23 protein-coding genes are annotated in these 25439 nt (G+C 59.5%); 10 read left to right on the forward strand and 13 right to left on the reverse strand.

Annotated features, from left to right (window positions below; all coding sequences use genetic code 11):
- Positions 1-37: 37 nt before the first annotated feature.
- Positions 38-1162 (reverse strand): hypothetical protein, encoded by a 1125-nt coding sequence (locus tag SM766_RS11370; RefSeq protein WP_368947850.1) that lies wholly within the window; start codon positions 1160-1162, stop codon positions 38-40.
- Positions 1163-1212: 50 nt separating this feature from the next.
- On the opposite strand from SM766_RS11370, the gene SM766_RS11375 reads away from it, so the two are divergent.
- The 3 genes from SM766_RS11375 (at position 1213) to SM766_RS11385 (ending at position 4651) form a co-directional block, all read left to right on the forward strand.
- A protein-coding gene (locus SM766_RS11375; protein WP_368947851.1) for an IS5 family transposase occupies positions 1213-1970 on the forward strand; the annotation gives its coding sequence in 2 pieces (ribosomal slippage) (positions 1213-1537 and positions 1537-1970; 759 coding nt in all).
- A 362-nt stretch (positions 1971-2332) separates the two neighbouring features.
- Positions 2333-3238: an OST-HTH/LOTUS domain-containing protein gene (locus SM766_RS11380; RefSeq protein ID WP_368947852.1), complete on the forward strand. Its 906-nt coding sequence runs from the start codon at positions 2333-2335 to the stop codon at positions 3236-3238.
- 258 nt (positions 3239-3496) lie between these two features.
- The gene (locus tag SM766_RS11385) at positions 3497-4651 is read left to right on the forward strand and encodes an MFS transporter (RefSeq protein ID WP_368947853.1); all 1155 of its coding nucleotides are present in this window, start codon (positions 3497-3499) and stop codon (positions 4649-4651) included.
- 375 nt (positions 4652-5026) lie between these two features.
- On the opposite strand, the gene gyrB is transcribed toward SM766_RS11385, so the two are convergent.
- Together gyrB and SM766_RS11395 are read right to left on the reverse strand one after the other, a co-directional pair.
- The gene (gene gyrB / locus SM766_RS11390; protein WP_065272206.1) at positions 5027-7444 is read right to left on the reverse strand and encodes a DNA topoisomerase (ATP-hydrolyzing) subunit B; all 2418 of its coding nucleotides are present in this window, start codon (positions 7442-7444) and stop codon (positions 5027-5029) included.
- Positions 7445-7528: 84 nt separating this feature from the next.
- Complete coding sequence (locus SM766_RS11395; RefSeq protein ID WP_274831645.1) at positions 7529-8122, reverse strand: NAD(P)H-dependent oxidoreductase; 594 nt, start codon at positions 8120-8122, stop codon at positions 7529-7531.
- A gap of 108 nt (positions 8123-8230) precedes the next feature.
- Here SM766_RS11395 and SM766_RS11400 point away from each other — a divergent pair, with 108 nt between their 5' ends.
- Positions 8231-8824: a TetR/AcrR family transcriptional regulator gene (locus tag SM766_RS11400; protein WP_274831646.1), complete on the forward strand. Its 594-nt coding sequence runs from the start codon at positions 8231-8233 to the stop codon at positions 8822-8824.
- An 18-nt stretch (positions 8825-8842) separates the two neighbouring features.
- Here SM766_RS11400 and SM766_RS11405 read toward each other — a convergent pair whose 3' ends face one another.
- The 7 genes from SM766_RS11405 to mutM form a co-directional block, all read right to left on the reverse strand.
- Positions 8843-9463 (reverse strand): LysE family translocator, encoded by a 621-nt coding sequence (locus tag SM766_RS11405; protein ID WP_368947854.1) that lies wholly within the window; start codon positions 9461-9463, stop codon positions 8843-8845.
- Entirely contained in the window at positions 9460-10560 is a 1101-nt protein-coding gene (recF, locus tag SM766_RS11410) for a DNA replication/repair protein RecF (protein WP_274829429.1), read from the reverse strand. The genes SM766_RS11405 and recF overlap by 4 nt, the downstream gene beginning before the upstream one ends.
- A gap of 64 nt (positions 10561-10624) precedes the next feature.
- The gene (dnaN, locus tag SM766_RS11415; protein ID WP_065272201.1) at positions 10625-11746 is read right to left on the reverse strand and encodes a DNA polymerase III subunit beta; all 1122 of its coding nucleotides are present in this window, start codon (positions 11744-11746) and stop codon (positions 10625-10627) included.
- A gap of 249 nt (positions 11747-11995) precedes the next feature.
- Positions 11996-13426 (reverse strand): chromosomal replication initiator protein DnaA, encoded by a 1431-nt coding sequence (gene dnaA / locus SM766_RS11420; RefSeq protein ID WP_065272200.1) that lies wholly within the window; start codon positions 13424-13426, stop codon positions 11996-11998.
- A gap of 549 nt (positions 13427-13975) precedes the next feature.
- Entirely contained in the window at positions 13976-14239 is a 264-nt protein-coding gene (gene rpsT, locus SM766_RS11425) for a 30S ribosomal protein S20 (RefSeq protein ID WP_065272199.1), read from the reverse strand.
- A gap of 229 nt (positions 14240-14468) precedes the next feature.
- Entirely contained in the window at positions 14469-15245 is a 777-nt protein-coding gene (acuK, locus tag SM766_RS11430; RefSeq protein WP_065272198.1) for an acryloyl-CoA hydratase, read from the reverse strand.
- Positions 15246-15309: 64 nt separating this feature from the next.
- A complete protein-coding gene (gene mutM, locus SM766_RS11435) occupies positions 15310-16161 on the reverse strand; it encodes a bifunctional DNA-formamidopyrimidine glycosylase/DNA-(apurinic or apyrimidinic site) lyase (RefSeq protein WP_368947855.1) in 852 nt (283 codons plus the stop codon).
- A gap of 94 nt (positions 16162-16255) precedes the next feature.
- Here mutM and ubiE point away from each other — a divergent pair, with 94 nt between their 5' ends.
- Both ubiE and ubiB read left to right on the forward strand, forming a co-directional pair.
- Positions 16256-17008, forward strand: a complete 753-nt coding sequence (gene ubiE, locus SM766_RS11440) for a bifunctional demethylmenaquinone methyltransferase/2-methoxy-6-polyprenyl-1,4-benzoquinol methylase UbiE (protein ID WP_065272196.1) — start codon at positions 16256-16258, stop codon at positions 17006-17008.
- 3 nt (positions 17009-17011) lie between these two features.
- Complete coding sequence (ubiB, locus tag SM766_RS11445; RefSeq protein WP_368947856.1) at positions 17012-18541, forward strand: 2-polyprenylphenol 6-hydroxylase; 1530 nt, start codon at positions 17012-17014, stop codon at positions 18539-18541.
- Positions 18542-18623: 82 nt separating this feature from the next.
- Here ubiB and SM766_RS11450 read toward each other — a convergent pair whose 3' ends face one another.
- Both SM766_RS11450 and SM766_RS11455 read right to left on the reverse strand, forming a co-directional pair.
- The gene (locus tag SM766_RS11450; RefSeq protein ID WP_274844549.1) at positions 18624-19229 is read right to left on the reverse strand and encodes a hypothetical protein; all 606 of its coding nucleotides are present in this window, start codon (positions 19227-19229) and stop codon (positions 18624-18626) included.
- Positions 19230-19500: 271 nt separating this feature from the next.
- Positions 19501-20676: an acetyl-CoA C-acyltransferase family protein gene (locus SM766_RS11455; RefSeq protein WP_368947857.1), complete on the reverse strand. Its 1176-nt coding sequence runs from the start codon at positions 20674-20676 to the stop codon at positions 19501-19503.
- A gap of 108 nt (positions 20677-20784) precedes the next feature.
- Here SM766_RS11455 and SM766_RS11460 point away from each other — a divergent pair, with 108 nt between their 5' ends.
- The 3 genes from SM766_RS11460 to tdh all read left to right on the forward strand — a co-directional run bounded on the left by SM766_RS11460 (position 20785) and on the right by tdh (position 23820).
- A complete protein-coding gene (locus SM766_RS11460; protein ID WP_274835441.1) occupies positions 20785-21351 on the forward strand; it encodes a helix-turn-helix domain-containing protein in 567 nt (188 codons plus the stop codon).
- Between the two features lie 229 nt (positions 21352-21580).
- Complete coding sequence (locus SM766_RS11465) at positions 21581-22768, forward strand: glycine C-acetyltransferase (RefSeq protein WP_368947858.1); 1188 nt, start codon at positions 21581-21583, stop codon at positions 22766-22768.
- On the forward strand, positions 22765-23820 hold the full coding sequence (gene tdh, locus SM766_RS11470; RefSeq protein ID WP_368947859.1) for an L-threonine 3-dehydrogenase: 1056 nt from the start codon (positions 22765-22767) through the stop codon (positions 23818-23820). The genes SM766_RS11465 and tdh overlap by 4 nt, the downstream gene beginning before the upstream one ends.
- A gap of 268 nt (positions 23821-24088) precedes the next feature.
- Here the strand turns inward: tdh and SM766_RS11475 are convergent, their stop codons facing one another.
- Positions 24089-24820, reverse strand: a complete 732-nt coding sequence (locus SM766_RS11475) for a metallophosphoesterase family protein (RefSeq protein ID WP_368947860.1) — start codon at positions 24818-24820, stop codon at positions 24089-24091.
- 249 nt (positions 24821-25069) lie between these two features.
- On the opposite strand from SM766_RS11475, the gene SM766_RS11480 reads away from it, so the two are divergent.
- Positions 25070-25438, forward strand: coding sequence for a hypothetical protein (locus tag SM766_RS11480; RefSeq protein ID WP_368947861.1), 369 nt, complete (start codon positions 25070-25072; stop codon positions 25436-25438).
- The last annotated feature ends 1 nt before the right edge of the window (position 25439 follow it).

The raw sequence follows: 25439 nt of genomic DNA on the forward strand, positions 1-25439 counted from the left end.
GCAAGCATCAAGCCGTGATATGGCCTCGTTGCCCTTTTCAAATCCGTATGTCAATTTTCAGGAGATCCGAAATGTCGACCGCTATCGTGCGCTGAATTGCGACCTGGCTTTCGCCACTTGGTCCCGCTCCAACTCTCCCCAAAGCTTGGGCAAACCGTTCAGGCAGTGGTCGCGCTGCATCCGCTTCGCGGACCAGATCGTTGTGAATTCCGGGAATCACGCCATCAGGCTTCGCAGCGGCGAAACCTTCTCGGGTGTAGGCTTTGCCGGACTTGTCGAACATGGTGATGTCACCGTCAGCCGATACCTCCATAATTTTGCCCTGAGTGCCGTGGGAAATCGTAAACCCGGCAACTTGGGAACTACCGTCTTCGCTGGTCGCAATGGCCTGGCCCGTGAAACTGAACATCCGTGACAAAGAGGCAGTCGCACGATCCACCTGAAGCTGTGCTTCTGCACGCATTTCAGTCAAGCTGCCGATACTGTCTTGGTGGCCTCTCAATAGAGCAGCGAGTTGCTCAACATCGCCGGTTCCTGCGTCAAGCTGGGCTTGTAGAGTTGCCGCTTTTTCCTGCGAGGACTTGAGCATGGCGTCATACCTCACAAGGGTCTGACTCTGCTCTAACAGGGCAGTGCCTGCATGATAAGCGTTGGCTGTGGCCGATCTACGATCAGGGAAGTTGGCATCAACGATCACCACATTACCCCCCTCAGATGCGGCCTTTGATCCTACAAAAACTCCGTCCTGCAAGAGACGACTGTCTTCTGGCGCATGGGCTGATCGCACCGGCTTCAGGACTTTGGTGTCAAATGGGCTAAGCGATCCGTCCCGCAGGCCGTCCGCTTCAGTACGGGCAGCTTTAGCAAAAGATACCATTTCTGAAGTAATGGATGATGCAGAGGTCGATGGGGACCCGGTCGACACGATGTTACCAGACTTTGCTTGGATGGATACGCCTGCATCGTTCTGGTTTGCCAAGCCGTTTGCGGGTTTGGCAACCGGATTGGTCAGCAAAGACAAAGCGGTGGACGCTGAAGAAATATTCGACATAAAACTAAACCTAAGGGTGATTAATTGCTTGAATGAATATTGCTTTAGGTTGTTTTTAAAAACCTTAACGCCCAGCGTTTTCATCGCCTGATGTTTAGGGGCAGGATGCATTGATTTTCAACGCGCTGCGTGATTCACGGCTCGGAAAACGGAGCGGTGACATGAGCGACCTTTACTGGCTGACCGACGAGAAGATGGCCAAACTTGCCCCTTTCTTCCCGAAGTCACACGGCAAGCCACGGATTGATGACAGACGGGTGTTGAGTGGGATTATCTTCATCAGTCGTAATGGGTTGCGCTGGCGGGATGCGCCGCGGGAATATGGTCCGCACAAGACGCTGTACAGCCGATGGAAGCGTTGGAGCGAAAAAGGCATCTTCGCGCAGATGATGGTCGGCCTGGCGGCCGAACACGGCGAGGAAAAGACCGTGATGATCGACGCGACCTATTTGAAGGCACATCGCACTGCGACCAGCATGGCCGCGAAAAAGGGGGGCGTGGACGCCTGATCGGTCGGACCAAGGGCGGCATGAACACCAAACTGCATGCCATCTGCGATAGCCAAGGGCGGCCGCTCAAACTGTTCGTCACCGCCGGCCAGGTCAGCGACTACATCGGCGCGCGGGCGCTGCTCAGCAGCCTGCCAAAGGTCGACTGGTTGCTCGGGGATCGTGGCTATGACGCCGACTGGTTCAGGGACGCGTTGAAAGACAAAGGGATACGCGCCTGCATCCCCGGCAGAAAGCAACGCAAGCCCCCGGTCAAATACGACAAGCGCCGATACAAACGACGTAACCGCATCGAGATCATGTTCGGCAGGCTCAAGGATTGGCGGCGTGTAGCGACACGCTATGACCGCTGTCCCAAGGTATTCCTCTCAGCCATCGCCCTCGCTGAAACCGTCATTTACTGGTTATGAATCCTGACCCTAGCGTGTTCAGCCAAATCGGGTTCATTGTCTGGCCAGGCTCGAAGCACTCAAAGAAACGTCCCCCGTCTCGGGGATATTTCTCTGCAGTTTTCGTTACCTCGCCATCCTCAATCTTTTCGATCCGATCAACCATCGTTTGCGCTCCCCGCCAAAGGAACCGTCGCTACACCATCCGGAAGGATCCTCAAACCAAAACCGATGACACTCACTCAAATCTCAAGGTCCGCTTGCCGAAGGCTGCGCCGCAGCGCTACGAAACCTCACAGACGGCAGCTAAGGGCCGTTTTGGCATCTGAGAACGATTGTTTGCCGAAAGATTTGACGGACCGTGTAGCATCCCGGACCGAGAAATGCTTGATGGAAGCAAACAGCCACCGGGTTTCTGCATGACGGGTTCAGATGACGTAGAAGTTCAGGCGCATCAGCGCGAGGTTCAGAGACTGCTGGGACGGTGCATGCTGCGGTTACAGCAGTATGAGCGGCAACTCAAAGCCATGGCGGCCTATCATAAAATCTCGGGGTCAGCCGAGGACTTGACGAAAGCTCAGGACGCAAGAAACGACAACACGGCCCGCAAGACGCTCGGGGCCGTGGTTGGTGACCTCCTTGGTTCCTACATTTTCCCCGCTGACGAGGATCTTATAGAAACGGAAGATGCCAGTTCTCCGAAAAACTCGGACTGGTTCTCAATGCGGATAAGACTTGGCGTGTCACAGGTGGATTATGCTAAGATCGAGAACGATCTCAAAGAACTGGTACTGCTGCGGAACAACCTCGTACACCACTTCATCGACCAGCATGATCTATGGAGTGCTGAGGGATGCCGCACCGCCCAGGATGCCTTGCTTGACGCGTACAGCCGCATCGAGCAAAATCTCGCGCAACTGAGGGATTGGGCTGAAACCATGGTCCGGTCACGGACGGCACTCGCAGGAGCCTTGAAGTCAGAGGTCATGCAAGAATGGTACATCTATGGCGTCGCTCCGCTCAGCGAGATCGACATCCAAAACGCAGGTATCGTGCGCCTGTTGCGTGAAGCATTGAACGCGTTGGCTGTCGATGGCTGGGCGCCCGTCGAGGAGGCAGGCGCCTGGATTTCTCGCCGTCACTCATCTGTATCCCCTGAGAAGTATGGATGCAGAAGTTGGCGGCAGGTCATCCATGAGGTTTCCATCTTCGAACTTCGGTACCTTGAACCGAATGGCCGACGCGCTGCTTGGTATCGGGAAAAGACAAGGTCCGGGATCTCAGGATAACTGATTTTGGCCTCGTCAAACGTCCGCTTTGGTGAAATCGCGGCGCAGAAACTGACTTTCCTATGAACGACAGGTATGGGCCGTGAATGGCGGTGCCCCAGGTCGTTGATCACATGGACGCTGCGCTGCGTCCAAGGTCGGCTTCGAGCCCATTCTGCCGGATGCTGCGAGCTGCATGAACGACAGCTTCCAGTTGATTTAAATGTGTGTATCATCTCTCGTAATTTTCAAAACGCTTATTAAGACCGGGACGACTTAATGAAAGAAAGCAGCAGGCGCGTGCCCTGGATCCTCGCCTTGGGAATGTTTGTCATAGGCACAACGTCACTTAGCATCTTGGGTTTAGGACCGGCGCTGACGCGCGACCTAGCCGTGGACCCAGCAGACGCAGGATGGCTCGTGACGGCATTCGCCGCAACCTTTGCTTTGGCCGCACCCCTCGCGCAATTCACCCTCGGACGGCGTTTCACGCCTCGAAGGCTCATCCTCGCAGGATCGAGCATTCTAGCAGCCTCACTGATCTGGTCGGCGCTGGCAACGTCATTCGACGCGCTTCTATTTACGCGCGTAGCGTCAGCACTTGGTGGTGCTCTGATTGCTCCAACTAGCGCCGCACTTGCTATCTCTTTGGTACCAGTGGACCGGCGCGGCGCAGTCTTAGCCACAGTCTTTGCGGGGTTTACCCTCGCAACCGTTGCAGGCGTGCCGATTGCGACATGGCTCACACTGTTGCTTGGGTGGCGTGGCGCCCTTGCGGGAGTAGGTTTTGCCGCGCTCCTATTCGTTGCTTTGGCAGCTATTTACATGCCGCGGGACACAGGCAGGGTAAGTGCTGCAAAGACACAAGCATCAGAAGGATTGAACATCATTGCGCCAGCACTACTGCTTCTGGGGACGGTGGGAATGCTATCAGCGCAATTTGTCATCTATGCCCTGATGGGGGAATTGCTAGGTCAGCAGTTTGGTGTCAGCGAAAGCGGCCTTCCAATCGCAGTTCTCCTCTTCGGCATTCTCGGTGTCGCGGGAAATGCTGTAGCAGGAGCGCTATCTGATCAGGTTGGGCCCAGTCGACTGGTTTGGGTGAGTTTCGCTGGTCTTGCTGCGTTTCTGGCCCTATTGATTTTTGATCTGGGGCCATATTGCGGCGCGATAATTCTCGCAGGATGCGCCTTTATGGGCACCTTGTTTGCAACGCCGCAACAAAGCCGCCTTGTGGGATTGGTGTTCGAGGAACAGCACGGCTTCATCCTCGCGTTGAACTCTTCCGCAAGTTACCTTGGCATCGCATTTGGTTCAGGAATGGCAAGCGCGCTCGCCATCAATATTGGGTTTTGGGCGCTGCCTGTCGGTGCATTGGGTCTGCTGGCAGCAACAGCCGCGCTGACTGTTGCATTCAGTGCTATCAAGAGATGAGAACGCGTCAAGGCCGAAGGCTTGTGTGGCCGTCGAATAGGAAAGCGGACATTGGCGCTTCAGCAGAGAATTGGAAACCTTGTCCGCGTTCCCGCCTTTCGAAGTGGTCGGCGGCTGCGCCTGCGGCGAAGGTCAGCTCTTCCTTGTGCGCCTGCGGCATGGATCGCTCGCCACGTCGCCAGATCCGCCGACTTTGCAAAGGTCGCTATCTGCGCTTCGCCGCCGTTCGTGATCAGCGCAGCGAACTTCCGCTTCCGCCCATAGAGGCATAGATCGACCGAAAGGGGCGACGCTCCGCGCCGCCGCGCAAACCTTTGGGCAAATCGCGCAAACTTATGGGGGGGCGCGCACGAATATGCGCGATCCTACAGTGGATCAGAAGTCCAGGTTTTCCACGCTCAGCGCGTTTTTCTGGATGAATTCGCGGCGCGGTTCGACCACATCACCCATCAGCTTGGTGAACAGATCGTCGGCCTCGACCATGTCGTCCACGCGCACCTGCAACAGGGTGCGGGCGTCCGGGTCCAGCGTGGTTTCCCACAGCTGATCCGGGTTCATCTCGCCCAGCCCCTTGTAGCGCTGCAGCGACAGGCCTTTTTCACCCTCTTCCAGAATCGCCTTCAACAGCTCCAGCGGACCGTGGATCAGCTGGCTGCGCTCTTTGCGTACCAGCGTCGCGGTCTGGCCGTAGATCTCCTGCAAGCTTTGGGTAAAGCTGCCGGTCTTGCGCGCCTCACCCGAACGCAGCATCGGACCATCCAGCGTGCGGACCTCCTCAACGCCGCGCAGGATGCGGGCCAGACGGATACCGTGATCCTGGGTGATGCGCCCCTGCCAGCCCTTTTCATACTCCAGTGCAATCAGGTCGAGCCGCTTGGCAACCCTGTCGGCAACGCCCTGCAGGTCGGCATCCACCGCGCCGGGAACAAAGGCACCTGCAACGGCAGCCTGCTCCAGAATATGGCGAGGGTAATGGGTCGGGAAGGCATCGATGACACGACGCAGCTGACGCGCCTCATCCACCACGCGGGCCAGATCCTGCCCGACGATCTCCTCTCCCGATCCCAGTTTCAGAACCGCGCCTTCAACGCCTTGGTGGATCAGGTAGTCATCCAGCGCCGCCTGATCCTTCAGGTAGACCTCGGATTTGCCACGGGCCACCTTATAAAGCGGCGGCTGGGCGATATAGAGATAGCCGCCCTCGATCAGCTCGGGCATCTGGCGATAGAAGAAGGTCAGCAGAAGCGTCCGGATATGGGCGCCGTCCACGTCCGCATCGGTCATGATGACGATCTTGTGGTAGCGCAGTTTGGAGATGTCGAACTCATCGCGGCCAATACCGGTGCCCAGCGCCATCACCAAGTTACCGATCTCCTGGCTTCCCAGCATCCGGTCAAAGCGCGCGCGCTCCACGTTCAGAATCTTACCGCGTAGGGGCAGGATTGCCTGCGTCTGGCGGTCGCGACCCGTCTGAGCAGAGCCCCCGGCGGAGTCACCCTCGACGAGGAAGACTTCGGTTTTCGAGGGGTCTTTCTCGGAACAGTCCTTCAGCTTGCCGGCGAGGAAGTTCACATCCATTGCCGTCTTGCGCCGGGTCAGCTCGCGCGCCTTGCGGGCGGCTTCGCGGGCCAGGGCGGCTTCGATGATCTTGCCGACAATTTCCTTGGCCTGGGTCGGGTTTTCCTCGAACCACTCGGCCAGTTTCTCGTTCACCAGGCTTTCCACCACCGGGCGAACCTCGGAGGAGACCAGTTTGTCTTTGGTCTGAGAGGAGAACTTGGGATCAGGCACCTTGACCGACAACACACAGGTCAGACCTTCGCGGGCGTCGTCACCGGTGAAAGAGACCTTCTCCTTCTTGGCGATCCCGGAAGACTGCGCGTAGTTGTTGATGGTCCGCGTCAGCGCACCGCGGAAGCCCGCCACATGGGTACCGCCATCGCGCTGTGGAATGTTGTTTGTAAATGGCAGCACGGTTTCATGGTAGCTGTCGTTCCACCACATCGCCACTTCGACGCCGATGTCGTCCTTTTCACCCACGATATAGATCGGGGCATCCATGACCGGGCTTTTCGACCGGTCGAGGTACTTGACGAATTCCTTCACACCGCCTTCGTAGAACAGCTCAGTCTCAAGCCGCTCGGCCGGGCGTTCATCGATCAGGATGATCCGCACACCAGAGTTGAGGAAGGCAAGTTCCCGCAGACGCTTTTCCAGCGTTTCAAAGGAGTATTCGAGGTTCGAGAACGTGTCGGTCGACGCCAGGAAGCGGACCTCGGTACCGGTACGGTCACCGCAGTCGCCCACGACCTCAAGGTGTTTGGCCGTGTCGCCGCGCTCGAACCGCGCGATATGCTCCTTGCCATTGCGCCAGATGCGCAGCTCCAGCCAGTCGGACAGGGCGTTCACAACCGAAACACCCACGCCGTGCAGACCGCCAGAGACCTTGTAGGAGTTGCTATCGAATTTGCCGCCCGCGTGCAGCTGGGTCATGATGACCTCGGCCGCCGAGACGCCCTCTTCGGCGTGGATATCCACCGGAATACCGCGCCCGTTGTCGCTGACAGAAACACTGGAATCGGCGTGAATTTTCACCGTCACGGCGTCCGCGTGGCCCGCCAGTGCCTCGTCGATGCCATTGTCGACGACCTCATACACCATATGGTGCAGGCCCGATCCATCGTCGGTGTCCCCGATATACATGCCGGGGCGTTTGCGAACCGCCTCCAAGCCTTTGAGAACTTTGATGGAATCCGCACCGTATTCGGCGGGGGCGTGCTCGTTTCCGGACATTCGCGCGTTCCTGTTTTTGCTTTCAGATTTTATACGCAGTCCGGGGGGGAATGTCACGCGCACGCGCCCCTTTTATTCTTGGATTCAAGCGGCTTTTGCCCCCAGACCGGCGACTTTTTGCAGCCAGCCCTCGACCTTCTTGCCCTTGGCATCCGTGGCAGGCGCAAAGGAGGAGAACCGGGTCGGCTTCACACCGACAAAGCCAAGGATCTGACGGCTGATGATTTTCTTGATCGCATTGCTGTAAATCAGCCTCAGCAGCAGTGGGGGCGTATCCGATGTCAGCAGCACCCGGGCGGTCTTGCCGGTCAGCATCGGTGCCGGAACTCCCATCATGTTCGGGTTGCGCGTGTCGAAAGTCCGACCGGGCAGTAGCGCGCGATCAAAGACGCCTTTCAGCTTGGCCGGGATCGCACCCCACCACAGCGGCGTTGCCACCACCACGTGATCGGCCCACTCCAGATCTGCAAGGAAGGCTTCCAGATCCGGCTCCAGCGGCTTGGGGTTCTTATAACCGCCCTGCCCGTAATCCATGTCGAACTGCATAGCAGAGATATCGTGATAGCGCACCGCGTGACCCTTGGCCTTGGCCGAGGCGGCATAGGTATCGCACAGCGATTTCGACAGCGAGGTTTCACCGGGGTGACCATTCAGGACGATGATTTTCTTGGTGGACATCTGACACTTCCTACAACTAAATTGACCTTGGTCAGTTTATTGACTCAATAAATGACCCTGGTCAATATTTAAATTGACCAGGGTCACATTTTCTTGATGAGGACGCAGATGCCGCGACAGCCCCAGAAACGCCGACTAGAAACCCGTGCCAAACTGCTGGAGGTCACAGCCGAGCTTGTTGCGACCGAAGGTTACAGCGGTCTCAAAGTTGAAGACGTTGTAAACCGCGCAGGCGTGGCCAAGGGCACGCTGTTTTCCCACTTCCGAGACAAGGACGGACTGCTCGCGGTGCTGATCGGGGCCGAGGTGATGCGCCATCTTGACCAGATGGAGGAAAAGGGGGCTCCAGACAGCCGCGAGGCCCTGCTGGAACGTATCGCACCCCTGCTGGAGTATGTGGCCGGAGACCGGGTGATCTTTGATCTGCTGCTGCGTTATTCAGGATCCACCGGCACCGAAACGGATGAGGTCGTGACCGAAGGCTTTTATCGCCAGATCGCCATCTGGGGCGATTGGATCGCGCAGCTGCAACAGGCAGGACTGGTGCGCGACGATTACCCGGCGCAATTCCTGGCCGAAGGCATTCAGGCCTTTCTCAATCAGGTGATCGCGATCTGGTTCTGCATGTCCAGCCCCAACGAACAGACGCCGCTGGACGCGCTGCGCCCCTTTCTGGAGGCCTGGTTGGCGCCGCAGGCCTGACCCGGGGCCAACAAGGCGTCAGGAAAAGGGAATGATCAGCCCGACGCAGATCAAGAGGCCGCCGGACACCAGATTGACCTTCTTCAGCGCTGATGGCGAGGACAGCAGCGCCCGCAACCGGTGGACCAGCGCCGCCAGTATCAGGTTGCCCATCAGCGGCACCAGAAAGGACAGCGTCACGATCACTGCCACATCCACTTTCGTGACAGCGGAAAGATCAAAGAACCCCGGCAGCAGCCCCATGTAGAACAGGATCGCCTTGGGATTGCCCAGAATAACGGCAATCCCGGCCATGAACCCAGCCCAGGTGCCGGGGCGGAGCAAAGCGCTGTTTTCCTGAATGCGCGCGCCCGCGTGGCGGATAAGGGTGATGCCCATGAACAGGAACATCAGGCAGGCGACCCAGCGCAAGGCAGTCATGATGCCAGCGAACTCGGACACCAGCCAGGACATGCCCGCAACAGCCACCAGCGGCCACAGGATATCGCCACAAGCCACCCCCAGCGCCAGTGGCCAGGTAGCATGAAACCCGCCGGACACCGCCCGCGCCAGCAGCGCCAGCCAGACCGGACCCGGGGTGAGGAACAGAACGAACAGCCCGCCCGCATAAAGCACCAGATCCCAGATCGACAGGGTCATGACCGCACCTCTACCTTTGATCCGCCTTCGCCCTCGGTGATTTCCAGCATCTGGGCACGACCACCCATTTCTGCAAACAGCTCTGCCTCGGTCCCCGTCATCCAGGCCTGCGCCCCCAGCGCACAGATCTCATCATAAAGCGCGGCGCGGCGGGCCGCGTCCAGATGCGCTGCGACCTCGTCCAACAACACGATCGGCGGCGCCCCTTCGCGCCCCGCAAGCGCACGGGCATTGGCCAGAATCAGCGAGACCAGCAGCGCCTTCTGCTCTCCGGTGGAACAATCGCGGGCCGGTACGCCCTTGGCCGCATAGGTTCCGATCAGATCGGTACGATGGGGGCCGACCAGCGTGCGCCCCGCCGCCAGATCACGGAACCGGCTTTCGGCCAGCGCCTCGCGCAGGTCCTCTGCGCTTGCGGGCATGGTGCCTTCCGTCTGGATCAACTCCAGTTCAGCCACGGGAAAGGCGGTTTCGGCGGCCGCCTGCGCCTCTTGCAGCAGCGACACCGCCGCAATACGCGCGGCGCTGATGCGGTGGCCGGTCTCGGCCATCTGCGTTTCCAACACCCGGTACCAGGCCGGATCGCGGTTCTGGTCTTTCAGCAGGCGGTTGCGTTCGCGCATCGCCTTTTCATAGGCCAGCGTCGCCTCGGCATGCGAAGGGTCAAAGCTGAGCACGATGCGATCCAGAAACCGGCGACGGCCCTCGGCGGCTTCGATCCACAGGCGATCCATAGCAGGGATCAGCCAGACCACGCGGCAGATCTGCCCCAGTGCGATCTGGTTGGAGGCCTTATTGTCGATCCTGACCTGACGGGCATTGCCGCCTTCGGACCAGGTTTCCACCTCGTAGGACTGCGTCGGCGCCTGCAAGGTCGCCTTCAGTTTCCACCCCAGCGCCTCTGGGCGGCGGGTCATTTCCGCAGCGCTGGCGCGGCGCAGGCCGCGGCCTGGGGAAAACAGCGATACCGCCTCAAGGATATTGGTCTTACCCGCCCCGTTTGGCCCGAACAGCGCCACCGGCCGCCCATCCAAATGCAGTTCCGCCCGCAAATGCGAGCGGAAGTGAGACATGGTCAACTCTGTCAGGGCAAGCACTTAGGGCGCCCCTTTCCTGATAGTGAGAACCCTATGCCGGGTCCGTAGCGCCGGATCCGTGCCGTCAGACGCGCATCGGCATGACGACGTAAACCGCGCTTTCGTCATTGCCTTCGCGCATCAGGGTCGGATCGCCGGAAGAGTTGAACAGGAACACCGCGTTTTCCCGGTCCACCTGGCTGGCGATCTCCAAGAGATACTTGGCGTTAAAGCCGATTTCCAGGCGCTCGTCGCTGTAGGCAACCGCCAGCTCTTCCTCGGCTGCGCCGCTGTCGGGCGCGTTGACCGACAGGATCAGGCGATCTTCTTCCAGCTGCAGCTTGACCGCGCGGGAACGTTCCGAAGAGACGGTGGCGACCCGGTCCACAGCCTTGGCGAATTCGGCTGCATCCACTTCCAGACGGCGGGTGTTCCCCACCGGAATGACGCGGGTGTAATCCGGGAAGGTGCCGTCGATCACCTTAGAGGTCAGGGTGATGTTCGGGGTGGCAAAGCGAACCTTGGTTTCGGAGACGGAGACGGCGATGTCCATCTCGTCATCGTCAAGCAGCTTGCGCAGCTCACCCACGGTTTTACGCGGCACGATCACGCCCGGCATATCCTCGGCGCCCATCGGCAGCGGCGCATCGATCCGCGCCAGACGGTGACCATCGGTCGCCACGCAGCGCAGCGCCTTGCCGCCTTCGGAGCTGTCGGCCACATGCATGTAGACGCCGTTCAGGTAATAGCGGGTTTCTTCGGTCGAAATCGCAAATTTCGACTTGTCGAACAGGCGACGCAGCATGGCCGCGTTGGCGGTGAAATTCGAATGATACTCAGACGAGGCCATTACCGGGAAATCTTCGCGCGGCAGGGTCGCCAGCGAGAAGTTCGACCGGCCTGCCTCGACCGTCAGGCGGCCTGTGGCGGCATCGGCCGTCAGGGTCACGAGCGCGCCATCGGGCAGTTTGCGCACAATTTCATGCAGGGTGGTCGCAGCCACGGTGGTCGCCCCGGCGCGCTCAACCTGCGCGGGGGCCTTGTCGACCACTTCGATGTCCAGATCGGTGGCGCGGAACTGGGCGGTATCGCCCTCGGCTTCGATCAGCACATTGGCGAGGATCGGAATGGTGTTTCGCCGCTCTACGACCGATTGTGCCTGGGCCACAGCCTTGAGAAGCGTGCCGCGTTCGATGCTGATCTTCATGTCCCTTGTCCTTTTTGTCTTGCCTCAGGCAGTGGCCGGGATAAGCAAATTAGCGGTTTACCCCTGCCATACAAGGCTTTTTATCGACTTCTCCAAGGGAAAGGAGGCAGCGTCAAGGGGCCTGTGATCGGCAGGGCGCAGAACACCGTCAAACGTTGCCCGCTGGCATACAAATGGCACCCCGGTCCTGCATGGAAAAACGGCCCCGGATTTCCGGGGCCGCATTGTCACGTCTCGGTCGGATCGCGCTTACGCCTCCAGGGAGCGGCGCAGCATTTCGACGTCTTCGGCGATCTGGCCGTCGGTCGTCTTCAGCTCTTCAATCCGTTTCACACCATGCATCACGGTTGTGTGGTCACGCCCGCCAAAACGGCGGCCGATTTCCGGCAGCGACCGGCTGGTCAGCTGCTTGCACAGATACATCGCCACTTGCCGCGGCCGCGCATAGGAACGCAGGCGCTTGGGGCCGATGATATCCGACATGCGGATGTTGTAGTATTCCGACACCTTGCGCTGGATCTCTTCGACGGTGATTTTACGCTCCGAGGCGCGCAGCACATCGGCCAGACAGTCTTGTGTCAGATCCATGTCGATCTCGCGCCCAACGAGCGAGGCAAAGGCAAAGAGACGGGTCAGAGCGCCTTCGAGAACACGCACGTTGGTCGAGATGCGATGCGCCAGGAATTCGAGCACGCCATCAGCGATTTCAAGGCCCGGATAGGTTTCGCGGTGCTGCTGCACCTTGGTCTGAAGGATGCCGAGACGCAGTTCGTAATCGGTGGGATGCAGATCCACCACCAGACCACATTGCAGACGCGATTTCACGCGGTCCTCAAGATCCTTAATCTCACCCGGGGCACGGTCCGCCGAAATGATGATCTGCTTGTTCTGGTCCACCAGCGCATTGAAGGTATGGAAGAATTCTTCCTGCGTGGAATCCTTGCCCGCGATGAATTGCACGTCATCCACCATCAGCACGTCGACCGAGCGGAACAGGTGTTTGAAGTCCATCATCTTGCGTTCGCGCAGCGCCTGCACAAAGCGGTACATGAACTGTTCCGCCGACAGATAAAGCACGTTCAGCTGCGGGTTCTGTTCTTTCAGCTCCCAGGCGATGGCGTGCATCAGGTGGGTTTTACCCAGACCGACGCCACCATAGAGCACCAGCGGATTGAAGGTCACCGGACCACCCTCGGCCACGCGGCGCGCAGCGGCATGGGCCAGTTCGTTCGGTTTGCCGACAACAAAGCTGTCAAAGGTAAACCGCGGATCCAGCGGTGCCGCCTGCAAGGCATCCAGCCCGTCACGCGATGACGAAGACGACGCAGCCGCATCCTCGGTCCGCGCAGCAGCGCCTGCCTGAGCAGTACTCGCCTCGGCCATTTCGGCAAAGGGTTCAGCGGCCCGTTCCGTCTGCCGCACCGGGCGGGCAGGTGAGTTGGCAGCCACCTTAAACGCAAGCCGCTGTACCGATTCACCGGACATGCTGAGCTCGTGCAGAATCAGATCTGCAAAGTTCTGGCTGACATAGTTCCCCATGAAGTTCGTCGGGACATGAAAGACCGCGACGCCTTCATCGACCGAACTGAATTCAAGCGGCTCGATCCAGGTGGTGAAATTGTTTTGACCGACTGTCTTGAGCAATCGTTGTCTGAGCTGTCCCCATTTTTCTTCCGTCATGCTACGCCTCACGCGTCCCCAAAAGCAGCGGCCATTTTCGACCTATCGTTTCATCAAGCCTCCCCGTCCGGAGGCGCGTTCACACACAGGACATTCGGTGCGTGCCGGTCAGACCAGACGCAGTACCCATGTCGGGCGGTACGGATCCTGAAACACACACAAAATCCTTCGACCGCCGCACAACACGCGTTGAGTCGATATGCACCAAAATCGAAACAAGACCATGTGCCAGATCATCTGGCACGGCTCTGGTATCAGACCACTGCGATCTGGCATGACCGCAATATATCTGAGCCCTGGAAGTGATCTTAATGCCCGTTAAGATCACCGCGAGCAGCCTGTCCCCCAGCGAGTGAATCGCTGTATTAGTGGTAGCAATTTGTGGGGGGAAGCGGCAACGAAACTATGATGTTGACTCGTGCTTTGGCCGCAAAGAATCTCTCGCGCCTGCAGCACTGGCTTAAGAAGCGATCAAAAAAGAAAGGCACCGCAAATCGCGATGCCTTCCGTAAAAAACCCACCAATGGCAGATTTCAGATTTCTTAAGATTTAACCCAGCGCTTTGACGCGGGCGGCCAGGCGGGACACTTTCCGCGAGGCGGTGTTCTTGTGGTAGACGCCTTTGGTCACGCCGCGCATCAGTTCGGGCTGGGCTGCGCGCAGAGCTGCGGTTGCTGCCTCTTTGTCGCCGGATGCGATTGCTTCTTCAACTTTACGCAGGAAGGTACGGATGCGCGAACGACGGGCTTTGTTTACAGCAAAACGCTTTTCGTTCTGACGGGCGCGTTTCTTTGCCTGGGGCGAATTTGCCATGGTGTCTGACCTTTGTATCGAGTTCGTGTTTTTCAATAGACGCAATGCCAGCCGAACCCGGATCCGACCACCGGTGTGATTCTAGCCTAGGCGGGCTGCACGCGCATGTATGGCGGAGGTCTATACAGAGGCTGCCGAACCTTGGCAAGGCCAATAGACGTTAGGCCGGTTTTCAAAAAGAAAGGGCAGACCGCGCCTGCCCTTTCGCGTTCATATCAGCACGGGCGGCTTACTTGTCGCGGAATTGCGCTTCGCGCTTTTCAAGGAAGGCCGCCATGCCCTCTTTCTGATCTTCGGTGGCGAACATCGAATGGAAGACGCGGCGCTCGAACAGCATGCCTTCGCTCAGCGGCAGCTCGTAAGAGCGGTTCACGGTTTCCTTGACGGCCATCGCGGTCAGTAGGGATTTCTCGGCGATCTTCTGAGCTGCGCCCATCGCTTCTTCGATCAGCTTCTTGCCGGGTACAACGCGCGACACCAGACCTGCGCGCTCAGCTTCTTCGGCGGTCATGAAACGACCAGTCAGGTTCATGTCCATGGATTTGGATTTGCCCACGAAACGCGTCAGACGCTGGGTACCGCCGATACCGGCGATGACGCCGAGGTTGATTTCGGGCTGACCGAACTTGGCCGAATCTGCCGCGATGATGAAATCGCAGAGCATCGCCAGCTCGCAGCCACCGCCCAGCGCATAGCCGGATACCGCGGCAATGATCGGCTTGCGGACGGCCGTGATGCGATCGTTCACAAAAGCAAAGAGATTGGTCGAGAACACCTCGGTGAAGCTCATCGAAGACATCTCTTTGATGTCGGCGCCTGCGGCAAATGCCTTTTCCGAACCGGTCAGAACGATGCAGCGCACCTTGTCGCTGGCGTCGGCCTCTTCCAGGGCGGCGCAGAGTTCAGTCAGCAGCTCTTGATTGAGCGCGTTCAACGCTTCGGGTCGGTTCAGCTTGATGAGGCAAACGTGGTCCTTCACTTCGACGTTGATCGTCTCATAGGCCATGGGTATCGCTTTCGATTGTTCCGTTCAGAAACGAGTCATTATCACGAGACATATCTCGTTCAAGCTATCTTTGGCACTTGCCACAGTAGAAAGACGATCGCCCGGATTGGGTGATTCTCGCAATGGTTCCGCCGCATCCCTCCCGCCGACACGGCTCTCCCTCGCGGCCGTAGACATCAAAGGCATGCTGAAAATATCCAAGTTCTCCATTGGCTTGCCGGAAATCTTTCAGCGAGGAGCCACCGGCGCGAATGGCATCTTTCAACACGGTGCGGATGATCGGCACCAGCGCCGCCACGCGCGGCGCGGCAATCTGCCCTGCCTTTCTTTTGGGCGAGATCCCGGCCCGGAACAGCGTTTCGCAGACGTAGATATTGCCCAGACCGGCGATGATTCCCTGATCCAGAAGCGCCGATTTCACCGGCGTGTTGCGTCCTTTGAAGGCAGCGGTCAGGTGATCTTCGTGGAAATCATTGCCAAGCGGCTCAGGCCCCAGCACCGACAGCAGCTTGTGCTGCTCTGCCGTGGAGGTCTCCAAGAGATCCATCGCCCCAAACCGGCGCGGGTCGTTGAAGGTGATGCGCGCACCATTGTCCATGTCCAGCACTACATGGTCGTGCTTCTGGGCCTGCGGATGTTCATGTACGAAACGCCCCAGCGGATCCCCCGAGACCGTCATGCGGCCCGACATACCCAGATGCACCAGCAGGGTTTCCCCCGTATCGAGATCGGCCAGGATGTATTTCGACCGGCGTCTCAGTGCATTGACTCGGGCTCCGGTCAACCTCTCCGCCATGCGATCGGGGAAGGGCCAGCGCAGATCCGGGCGGTTCACTGCAGCCCGCGTGATCACCGCGCCTTCCATTGCAGGCGCCAAACCTTGGCGCACCGTCTCGACCTCTGGCAATTCTGGCATTACATCGCTCCTGACACTTTAGATGCATGGGCCGCATTGTGCCCGACCGCAAGCGCCCTATAACTGGGACGAACCTAGGAAAACGGCAAGCCGCATGAGCGATACAAACGACACCACCACCCATTTCGGCTTTGAAACCGTTCCCGAGCGGGAAAAGGCGGGCCGCGTGCAGGGCGTCTTCAACTCTGTTGCCTCGAAATACGACGTGATGAACGACGTGATGAGCGTCGGCATCCACCGCATCTGGAAGGATGCGATGATGGACTGGCTGGCGCCGCGCCCCGGTCAGCGTCTTCTGGACGTGGCAGGCGGCACCGGCGACATTTCCTTCCGCTTCCTGAAACGCGCCGGGCACGGGCATTCCACCGTGTTGGATCTGACCCAGCCAATGCTGGAGGAAGGCCGAATGCGCGCAGAAGCCGCCCAGATGGCCGACAGCTTGGATTGGGTCACAGGCGATGCCATGGCGCTACCGTTCAAGGACAATACCTTTGACGTCTACACGATTTCCTTCGGGATCCGGAACGTCACCCGCCCGCAAAAGGCGCTGGAGGAAGCCTACCGCGTGTTGAAACCCGGTGGCCGCCTGATGGTGCTGGAATTCTCGCAGCTCCCGAATGACGGCATGCAGAAGCTTTATGATCTATACAGCTTCAACGTCATCCCCCGGATGGGCAAGCTGATCGCCAATGACTACGACAGCTATCAGTATCTGGTCGAATCGATCCGCAAATTCCCCGACCAAGAGACCTTCCTGCAAATGGTGAAGGACGCCGGGTTCGCAAACGCCAAATACCGCAACCTGTCCCTGGGCATCGCGGCGCTGCACTCCGGCTGGAAGATCTGATCCATGCGCGGTCCCCACAACATTATCCGCCTGATCCGCACCGGCGCCACGTTGGAGCGTACCGGCGCCATGAACGTGGTACTGGACGCCTTTGAAGCGCCAAAGCCGCTGCGCATCCTGGCGCATACCCTTGGCTGGCCATTCAAATGGCTGGGCTACAAGGGCGATCCACAGATGCCCGCCGCGACCCGCGCTCTGACCGCGCTGGGACCGGCCTACATCAAGTTCGGACAGGTCCTGTCCACCCGCCCCGATGTGGTGGGCGATGATCTGGCCCAGCAGCTTCGCGTCCTACAGGACAAATTGCCCCCCTTCCCGCGCGAAGTTGCGATGGCCGAAGTGGCAAAAGAGCTGGGCCGACCGGTGGATGAGGTATTTTCCGAGTTCAGCGAGCCGATTGCCGCCGCATCAATCGCGCAGGTACATCGGGCACGGCTGGCAGATACCGGAGAATACGTCGCCGTAAAGGTGCTGCGCCCCGGCATTGAACGCGCCTTCCGCAAAGACGTGGACGCCTTCTATTTCGCAGCGCGCATCGTCGACCTTTTCGCCCCTGGCGCCCGGCGACTGCGCCCCATGGATGTGATCGAACATTTCGATGGCGTGGTACAGGGTGAGCTGGACCTGCGCCTGGAAAGCGCCGCCGCCTCGGAATTTGCCGCCAACACCGGACAGGACGAGGGCTTTACCCTGCCGCCGGTTCAATGGAACCACTCGGCGCGCCGGGTGATGACGCTGGGTTGGGCCGATGGTGTGCCGCTGGGTGACAATGACGCCATCGATGCGGCGGGCCACGACAGGCAGGTACTGGGCGCACGGGTGCTGACCCTGTTCCTGCAACACGCCCTGCGCGATGGCTTCTTCCACGCCGACATGCACCAAGGCAACCTAAAGGTCGCCGCCAATGGCGATATCATCGCCTATGATTTCGGGATCATGGGGCATATCGACGAATACACCCGCCGGGTCTACGCCGAGATCCTGTTCGGCTTCATCAAGCGCGATTACAAACGTGTCGCCGAGGTGCATTTCGAAGCCGGCTATGTCCCCGCCGACCGCGACGTGGATGAATTCGCCCGCGCCCTGCGCGCGGTCGGGGAGCCGATCTTTGGCATGGACGCCAGCCATATCTCCATGGGCCGCCTGCTGAATTATCTTTTCGAGGTGACCGAGCGGTTTGGCATGGAAACCCGGACCGAGCTGATCCTTTTGCAACGCACCATGGTCGTTGTTGAAGGTGTCGCCCGCTCGCTGGATCCGCATATCAACATCTGGGAAGCCGCCCGCCCCGTGGTCGAGGATTACATCAAGAAATCCATCGGCCCGCGCGCGGTGGCGTCGGATCTGCTCAGCACGGCCCGGGTGATGGCCCGCTTTGGCCCGCGCCTGCCCGCGCTGGTGGAACGAGCGCTTGTCGCGCAGGTTCAGGACACAGAGGCGCACCCGCGCAGCTCCTGGGGCTGGCTTGCACCGGCGATTATCGGGGCTGGTGCAGGTGGTCTTTGTGTGGGGCTGTTGGCGCTTGCTCTCTGAACACGGTCGGCTCCGGCAAATCACGCAAAAAGCCGAAACCATAGGGCCGTGAAGATGCCCAAAATCCGCAACTGGTCGAAAATCAGAGGGGGGCGTCGACCCAAACCGTCAAGTGTTTTCGCTTTCCGTCCTTGGCCTGAAGCGAAACGGCTCCCACCCCCTCGCTGAACCTAGAACCGCAGCCGACCATAAATGGCGCTGCGCGACCAGATGAGCTGGAGTAGTTGCCTTTGCAACGGAATTCGACCTCCCCCAGCGCATAAATCGGATATGCGGCTTGAGGTCTATTAAGTTCCCTGACAGCAACATTCGCCGGACCAATGTCCAGAACCAGTTGCTTACCGTAGTGAGAAAAAAGCTTCGCTTGCGCTCTTTTTCCGCCACTGCAGGAGATAAAACCATCGTGGACGTCAGCTCCGCGAAAATACGGGATCTCTCCTGAACAAATAACCGTTCTTCTTGAAGTCCGGAATTCAGCTTCAGGCGTTCCTTCGAAACTTGGCGAGAGAACCTTTCCATCACCAGTCGTGACAAGAACGGGTTGAACAGTGTTCTCTTGGTTTCTACCCAACTGCGCTGCAGCCGCTACTGGGTAGACCAAGGGGGCGACCAGAACATTTGACGCAGTCAATCCCGCTGCGCCAGCGGTCTCTTGATCACAACCGACACAGAGAGACGCCGCGAACATCGATAAAGCCCTCAAAACTCTGTTCGAAAGTGCACCTATCAAAACACCGCTCCATCGCGTCCACCGGACTCGGAGACTAGGCGCGCCACATGGTTTTGTAGTTGAGGTAAATCAATATCAGCAGAAACGACCAAAAGCAGCACAGCAGTATTTGCAGGCTGGCCGCGGCAAGCAAGAACAAGGTCTCCCGCGCGGATTTGCCCTCCTGTTGGAGGTCTGCCCCCTGAAACCCGGCGCGCGTGGACCTGCCACACGCGCCAGTTATCGCTTATCAGAGACGTTCGATCGCCAGGGCGATGCCCTGACCGCCGCCGATGCACATGGTGATGAGGCCCAGCTTGCCGCCAGTGCGCTCCAGTTCATACAGCGTCTTGATGGTGATCAGCGCGCCGGTGGCGCCAACCGGGTGGCCCAGTGCGATGGCGCCGCCATTCGGGTTCACCTTGGCTGGATCAAGTCCCAGTTCCTTGTTCACAGCCAGCGCCTGCGCGGCAAAGGCTTCGTTGGATTCGATCACGTCGAAATCGCTCGCCTTCAGGCCGGTTTTCTTCAGCAAGTTCTGCACCGCAGGGACCGGGCCGATGCCCATCACCTCGGGGCGCACACCAGCATGGGCGTATCCGACGACCCGCGCCTTGGGCGTGAGACCGGCTTTTTCAGCCGCCTCGGCCCGCGCCAGAACCAGCGCCGCTGCACCATCATTGATGCCCGAGGCGTTGCCCGCGGTCACACGGCCATCCTTCTGGAACACCGGACGCAGACCGGCCAGCGCCTCCATCGAGGTTGCCTTGGGGTGTTCGTCCACCTCAAACGGCACCATGTCGCGCTTGACCTTGACCTCAACCGGCACGATCTGGCTGGAGAAATGCCCCGCCTCGATCGCAGCTGCCGCGCGGGTCTGGCTGGTCATCGCGAATTCATCCATCTGCTCGCGGGTGACGCCGTGTTCATCCGCCACATTTTCCGCAGTGACTCCCATGTGTCCGGTGCCAAAGGGGCAGCTCAGCGCGCCCAGCATCATGTCCAGCGACTTCACATCGCCCATCTTCTGACCCCAGCGCGCCGACGGCGTGATGAAGGGGCTGCGCGACATGTTCTCGGCGCCGCCGGTCAGGGCGTAATCCGCATCACCCAGCATCAGCGACTGGATACCCGACACGATGGCCTGCGCACCCGATCCGCACAGGCGGTTCACGTTCATCGCCGGGGTGCCGTTGGGAACACCTGCCTGCATTGCTGCGACACGGGACAGGTACATATCGCGCGGTTCAGTGTTGATCACATGGCCAAAGACCACGTGGCCGATCTGTTCCGGGGCCACGCCCGAACGCTCCAGCGCCGCCTTGGAAGCCACGGTGGCCAGGTCGATGGGGGCAGTGTTCGCCAGAGCGCCACCAAAGGTGCCAATGGCGGTCCGGGCGCCGTCCAGGATCACGATATCGGTCATTTTTCTCTCCTCACGAGTCAGTTGCGCGCATTATGCAGATGCAGCATCCGCTGTCTTGTCAAACGTACCGTCATTGACAAATCAAGACGCAAACCGCACGGTTCCGTTATGCCGGAAAACACAGACGATATCCTGACATTACTGCCATCGCGCCTGAAAGAGGCCCGCCGCGCCAAGGGCCTAAGCCTAGAAGCCGTGGCGAACCTGTCGGGCGTCTCGCGCTCCATGGTCAGCCAGATCGAGCGCGGCGAATCCAGCCCCACGATTGCCACCTTATGGAACCTGACGCGGGCGCTGCAGGTGGATTTTGCCGGGCTGCTGGACGCCGCTGACAAGGCGGACCGGATCGAGGTGCTGCGCGACGGTGATGTGCCCACCATCGACAATATGGGGCAAGGCTGCCGGATCCGCATCCTCTCCCCGCCCGAGGACGCAGGCGGGCACGAGGTTTACGATATCCTGCTTGATGCGGGCGGCGCGCTGGACAGCCAGCCGCACGGACGCGGAACGGCCGAGCATCTGACGGTGCTGGAGGGCGACATCACTGTCACATCTGGCAGCGCCCATATGCGCCTGCACGCAGGGGACACCGCGCGCTATGCCGCCGATATACCCCACAACATCACCGCACCAGATAGCGCCGCGCGGGTCTTTCTGATCGTCAAGAACGGCTGAACCCGATCCGGAACCGATCCTGTTGGCCGGTCGCGCATGCGGCAGGCACGCCCCTGCCCACCCCACGGCGGGCGCTGAGCACATCGATGCCATCCGGTCATTAGATTCCAATACCATCTCATTCCAAAATTCCAGTTTCACGGATATTTTTCCGCCATTAAGAATTTCCCCTATTTGGGAATCGAATCCGTTATGGTAGACACACTTCCGACGTAGAAGGAGATTCCCCATGTCCAATGCCTTTTTGACAGATATCGCCAAGACCCTGGACGCGATCGAAGCCGAAGGTCTGACCAAGCGGGAACGAATGATCACCTCCCCACAGGGGGGCGAAATCACGGTGGGCGACCGCGAGGTCATCAACCTCTGCGCCAACAACTATCTGGGACTGGCGGATCACCCCGATCTGATCTCCGCCGCCTGCAATGCCATGGATGACAAGGGGTTCGGTATGGCCTCGGTCCGCTTCATCTGCGGCACCCAGGACATCCACCGCGAGTTGGAACAGAAGCTGGCCAAGTTCCTGAACAAGGATGACGCCATCCTCTTCGCCGCCTGTTTTGATGCAAATGGCGGGCTGTTCGAACCTCTGCTCGGCCCCGAGGATGCCATCATCTCGGACAGCCTCAACCATGCCTCGATTATCGACGGGGTGCGCCTGTGCAAAGCGAAACGCTATCGCTACCTCAACAGTGACATGAATGATCTGGAGGCCTGGCTGAAACAGGCCCGCGAGGACGGCGCGCGCCATATCATGATCGCCACCGATGGCGTCTTTTCGATGGATGGCTACCTGGCCAAACTGCCCGAAATCCGCGCGCTCGCGGACAAATACGACGCCGTGGTGATGGTGGACGATTGTCACGCCACGGGGTTCATGGGGCCGAATGGCGCCGGGACGCCGGATCATTTCGGTGTCGATGTGGACATTCTGACGGGAACTTTGGGCAAAGCACTTGGGGGGGCCATCGGCGGTTATATCGCCGGGCCGCAGCCAGTGATCGACCTGCTGCGGCAGCGGGCGCGGCCCTATCTGTTCTCCAATTCGCTGCCGCCCTCTATCGTTGCTGCCGGAATCGAGGCGCTGAACCTTGTCGAACAGGGCGCGGACCTGCGCGCACGCCTGTTCGAGAACACCCGGTTCTGGCGCGCGGGGCTGGAAAGCCTAGGCTTTGATCTATTGCCGGGCGAGCATCCCATTGTGCCGGTGATGCTGGGCGAGGCGCAGCTGGCGCAGGACATGGCGGCGCAGCTTTTTGACGAAGGCGTCTATGTCTCTGGCTTCTTCTTCCCGGTGGTGCCGCGCGGCCAGGCGCGTATCCGCACCCAGATGAACGCGGCCCTGACGCGCGAAGAACTGACCCGCGCCCTTGCCGCCTTTGGCAAGGTGGGCAAATCGCTGGGAGTGATCTCATGACACGGCCTGACAGGATACCGAACACCATGAAGGCCCTGGAAAAATCCAGACCCGAAGAGGGCCTCTGGATGGTCGAGGCCCCGGTGCCCGAGATCGGCGCGGATGATGTGCTGATCAAGATCAACAAGACCGGCATCTGCGGCACCGATCTGCATATCTGGAGCTGGGACGACTGGGCGCAACGCACTGTGCCCGTCCCGCTGATCACCGGGCATGAGTTCGCCGGGGAGATCGTCGAGCTTGGCAGCAACGTGACGGATCTGAAGATTGGTCAACGCTGCTCGGGCGAAGGGCATCTGATCGGTCATCACTCGCGCCAGTGGCGGGCTGGCAAGTTCCATCTGGATCCCGAAACCCGCGGCATCGGCGTCAACGAACAGGGTGCCTTTGCCGAGTATCTGCGCCTGCCCGCCTTTAACGTGGTGCCTTTGCCGGATGAAATCCCGGATGACATCGGCGCGATTCTGGACCCTCTGGGCAATGCGGTTCACACCGCGCTCAGCTTTGATCTGGTGGGGGAGGACGTGCTGATCACCGGCGCCGGACCTATCGGCATCATGGCCGCAGCGGTTGCCCGCCACGTTGGTGCGCGCCATGTGGCGATCACCGATGTGAACCCAGCGCGGCTGGCCCTTGCCGCAAAGGTCGCGGATGTCCGTGCCGTGAACGTGGCTCAGGAAGACTTGCAAGACGTCATCGCGGAACTGGGCATGACCCAGGGCTTTGATGTCGGGCTTGAGATGTCAGGAAACCAATCCGCGCTTGATCAGATGATCGAAGCACTGGTGATGGGCGGCAAGATCGCGCTTCTTGGCATTCCGCCCGGAAAATCCCCGGTCGACTGGAGCCGCATCGTCTTCAAGGCGATCACCCTGAAAGGGGTCTACGGGCGCGAGATTTTCGAGACCTGGTACAAGATGATCGCCATGCTGCAAAACGGCCTCGATATCTCGGAAATCATCACAAACCGATTCGGAATAGATTCGTTCAAAGATGGCTTTTCGACCATGAAATCCGGTCAGTGCGGCAAGGTGATTCTAGACTGGACTTGACCAAACGGCGCGGACAGAACAACGCTCAAAATCATGCGCAACACCCAATAAAACAACAAAAAACCGCCCTATCAAGGGGCGGTTTGCAATCTGGTCAAGCGCGATAAATTGGCGTGACTGGCGCTAAAACATGTCATCCCAGAACCGAGAAGAAAAACAGAATAAAACTCGTAAAGTAGCGTCCAGCCACAGTTCACTATTAGCACACTTCTCTGTGATTTGCGACGAAAAGCGCTGGGATTCTGCGTAAAAAACGCGGTTCTTTTGGTTAGGCGGAGCCTATGCTTTTGCGCCCCTGATCGCTCAGCAGCCAGCAGTCCTTTCCTTCGAAGACGGCAGCACTCAGCGGGCGGCCAAAGCCTGCGCCGCTGTCCAGATTGACACGGTTGCCGCGATGCTCAGCGCTTGGGACATGGGTGTGGCCATGCACCACCAGCCAGGGGTGTCGGCGGGTGTCGTCGAGGAATTCATGCCGGATCCAGATCTTGTCATCCTCGGTCTGCGCCTGCAGCGGCACGCCGGGACGGATGCCCGCATGGACGAACAGCAGCTCGCCCTGTTCATGGTGGCTGGGCAGGGCCGCCAGAAAATCCCGGTGGCGCTCCGGCACGGCGGCGCGCGCTTCTTCGTGCACCTCGTGGATACGCGCCCGTTCCGGAACATCTACCCCGTAAGAGGCCAGCGTCTGCACCCCGCCGATCTTCTCGTGCAGCCAGTGATAGCCGACCAGCAGTCGGGCATCGTTGCGGGGATAGTCCTCCATGAACATCGAGAACATGCGGTCGTGGTTGCCCATCAGGCAGGTCCAGTTCTTGCCCGCCGCCTGCCCTTCGATCAGCAGATCCAAGACACCCCGGCAATCCGGCCCGCGATCCACGTAATCGCCAAGAAACACCACCTGAGCATCGGGACCACCATCCGCCGCGATCCGCTCCAGCGCCTCTTCCAGCATCTCGCGCTGTCCGTGAATGTCTCCTATGGCGTAGATCGGCGCGGGCATGGGCATCTCCTTGGCTGCGATACGGAATAGATGGCCGATGCACCGCCCTACCACAAGGGGCAGCCTGTGGGACGCCGAAGGTTAGCCGCGAATGACGCCCCCTGCCCGGTGGCGCAGCGCGGGAAATATGTGGATCGAAAACCGGAAACCGATCACAGTTGTCGCCACCTGCCGCAACCGATCCGCCATTCAAGGCGGGCATGGGATGATACGGCAGGCGTTTTTGGTGAGTTCAAGGGGGACGATCAGATGAAAGGTATTTCATCCGCATTTTTCATTGTCGCGGTCTGCGCGGCGCTTGGGGGGATGGTCTGGGGCATCCAGATGGCCGCGACGGGCGATCACGTCCTGTCGCCCGCGCATGGGCATCTCAACCTGATCGGCTGGGTCAGCTTTGCGATCTTCGGCTTTTACTATCATCTGGTGCCAGCCGCGGATCAGGGACTGCTGCCAAAGCTGCATTTTGCGCTGTCTGCCGCCGGGCTGGGCCTGATCGTGCCGGGCATTGCCATGGCCATTGCCAGTCACAATGAAATGCTGGCCAAGCTCGGCTCGGTGCTGACCCTGGCGGGGATGTTGGCGTTTTTTGTGGTCGTGCTGCGGTCGATCCGGAAATAAC

This window comes from Pseudophaeobacter sp. A-200-2 (assembly GCF_041008815.1).
GTDB classification, from domain to species: Bacteria; Pseudomonadota; Alphaproteobacteria; order Rhodobacterales; family Rhodobacteraceae; genus Phycobacter; species Phycobacter gallaeciensis_A.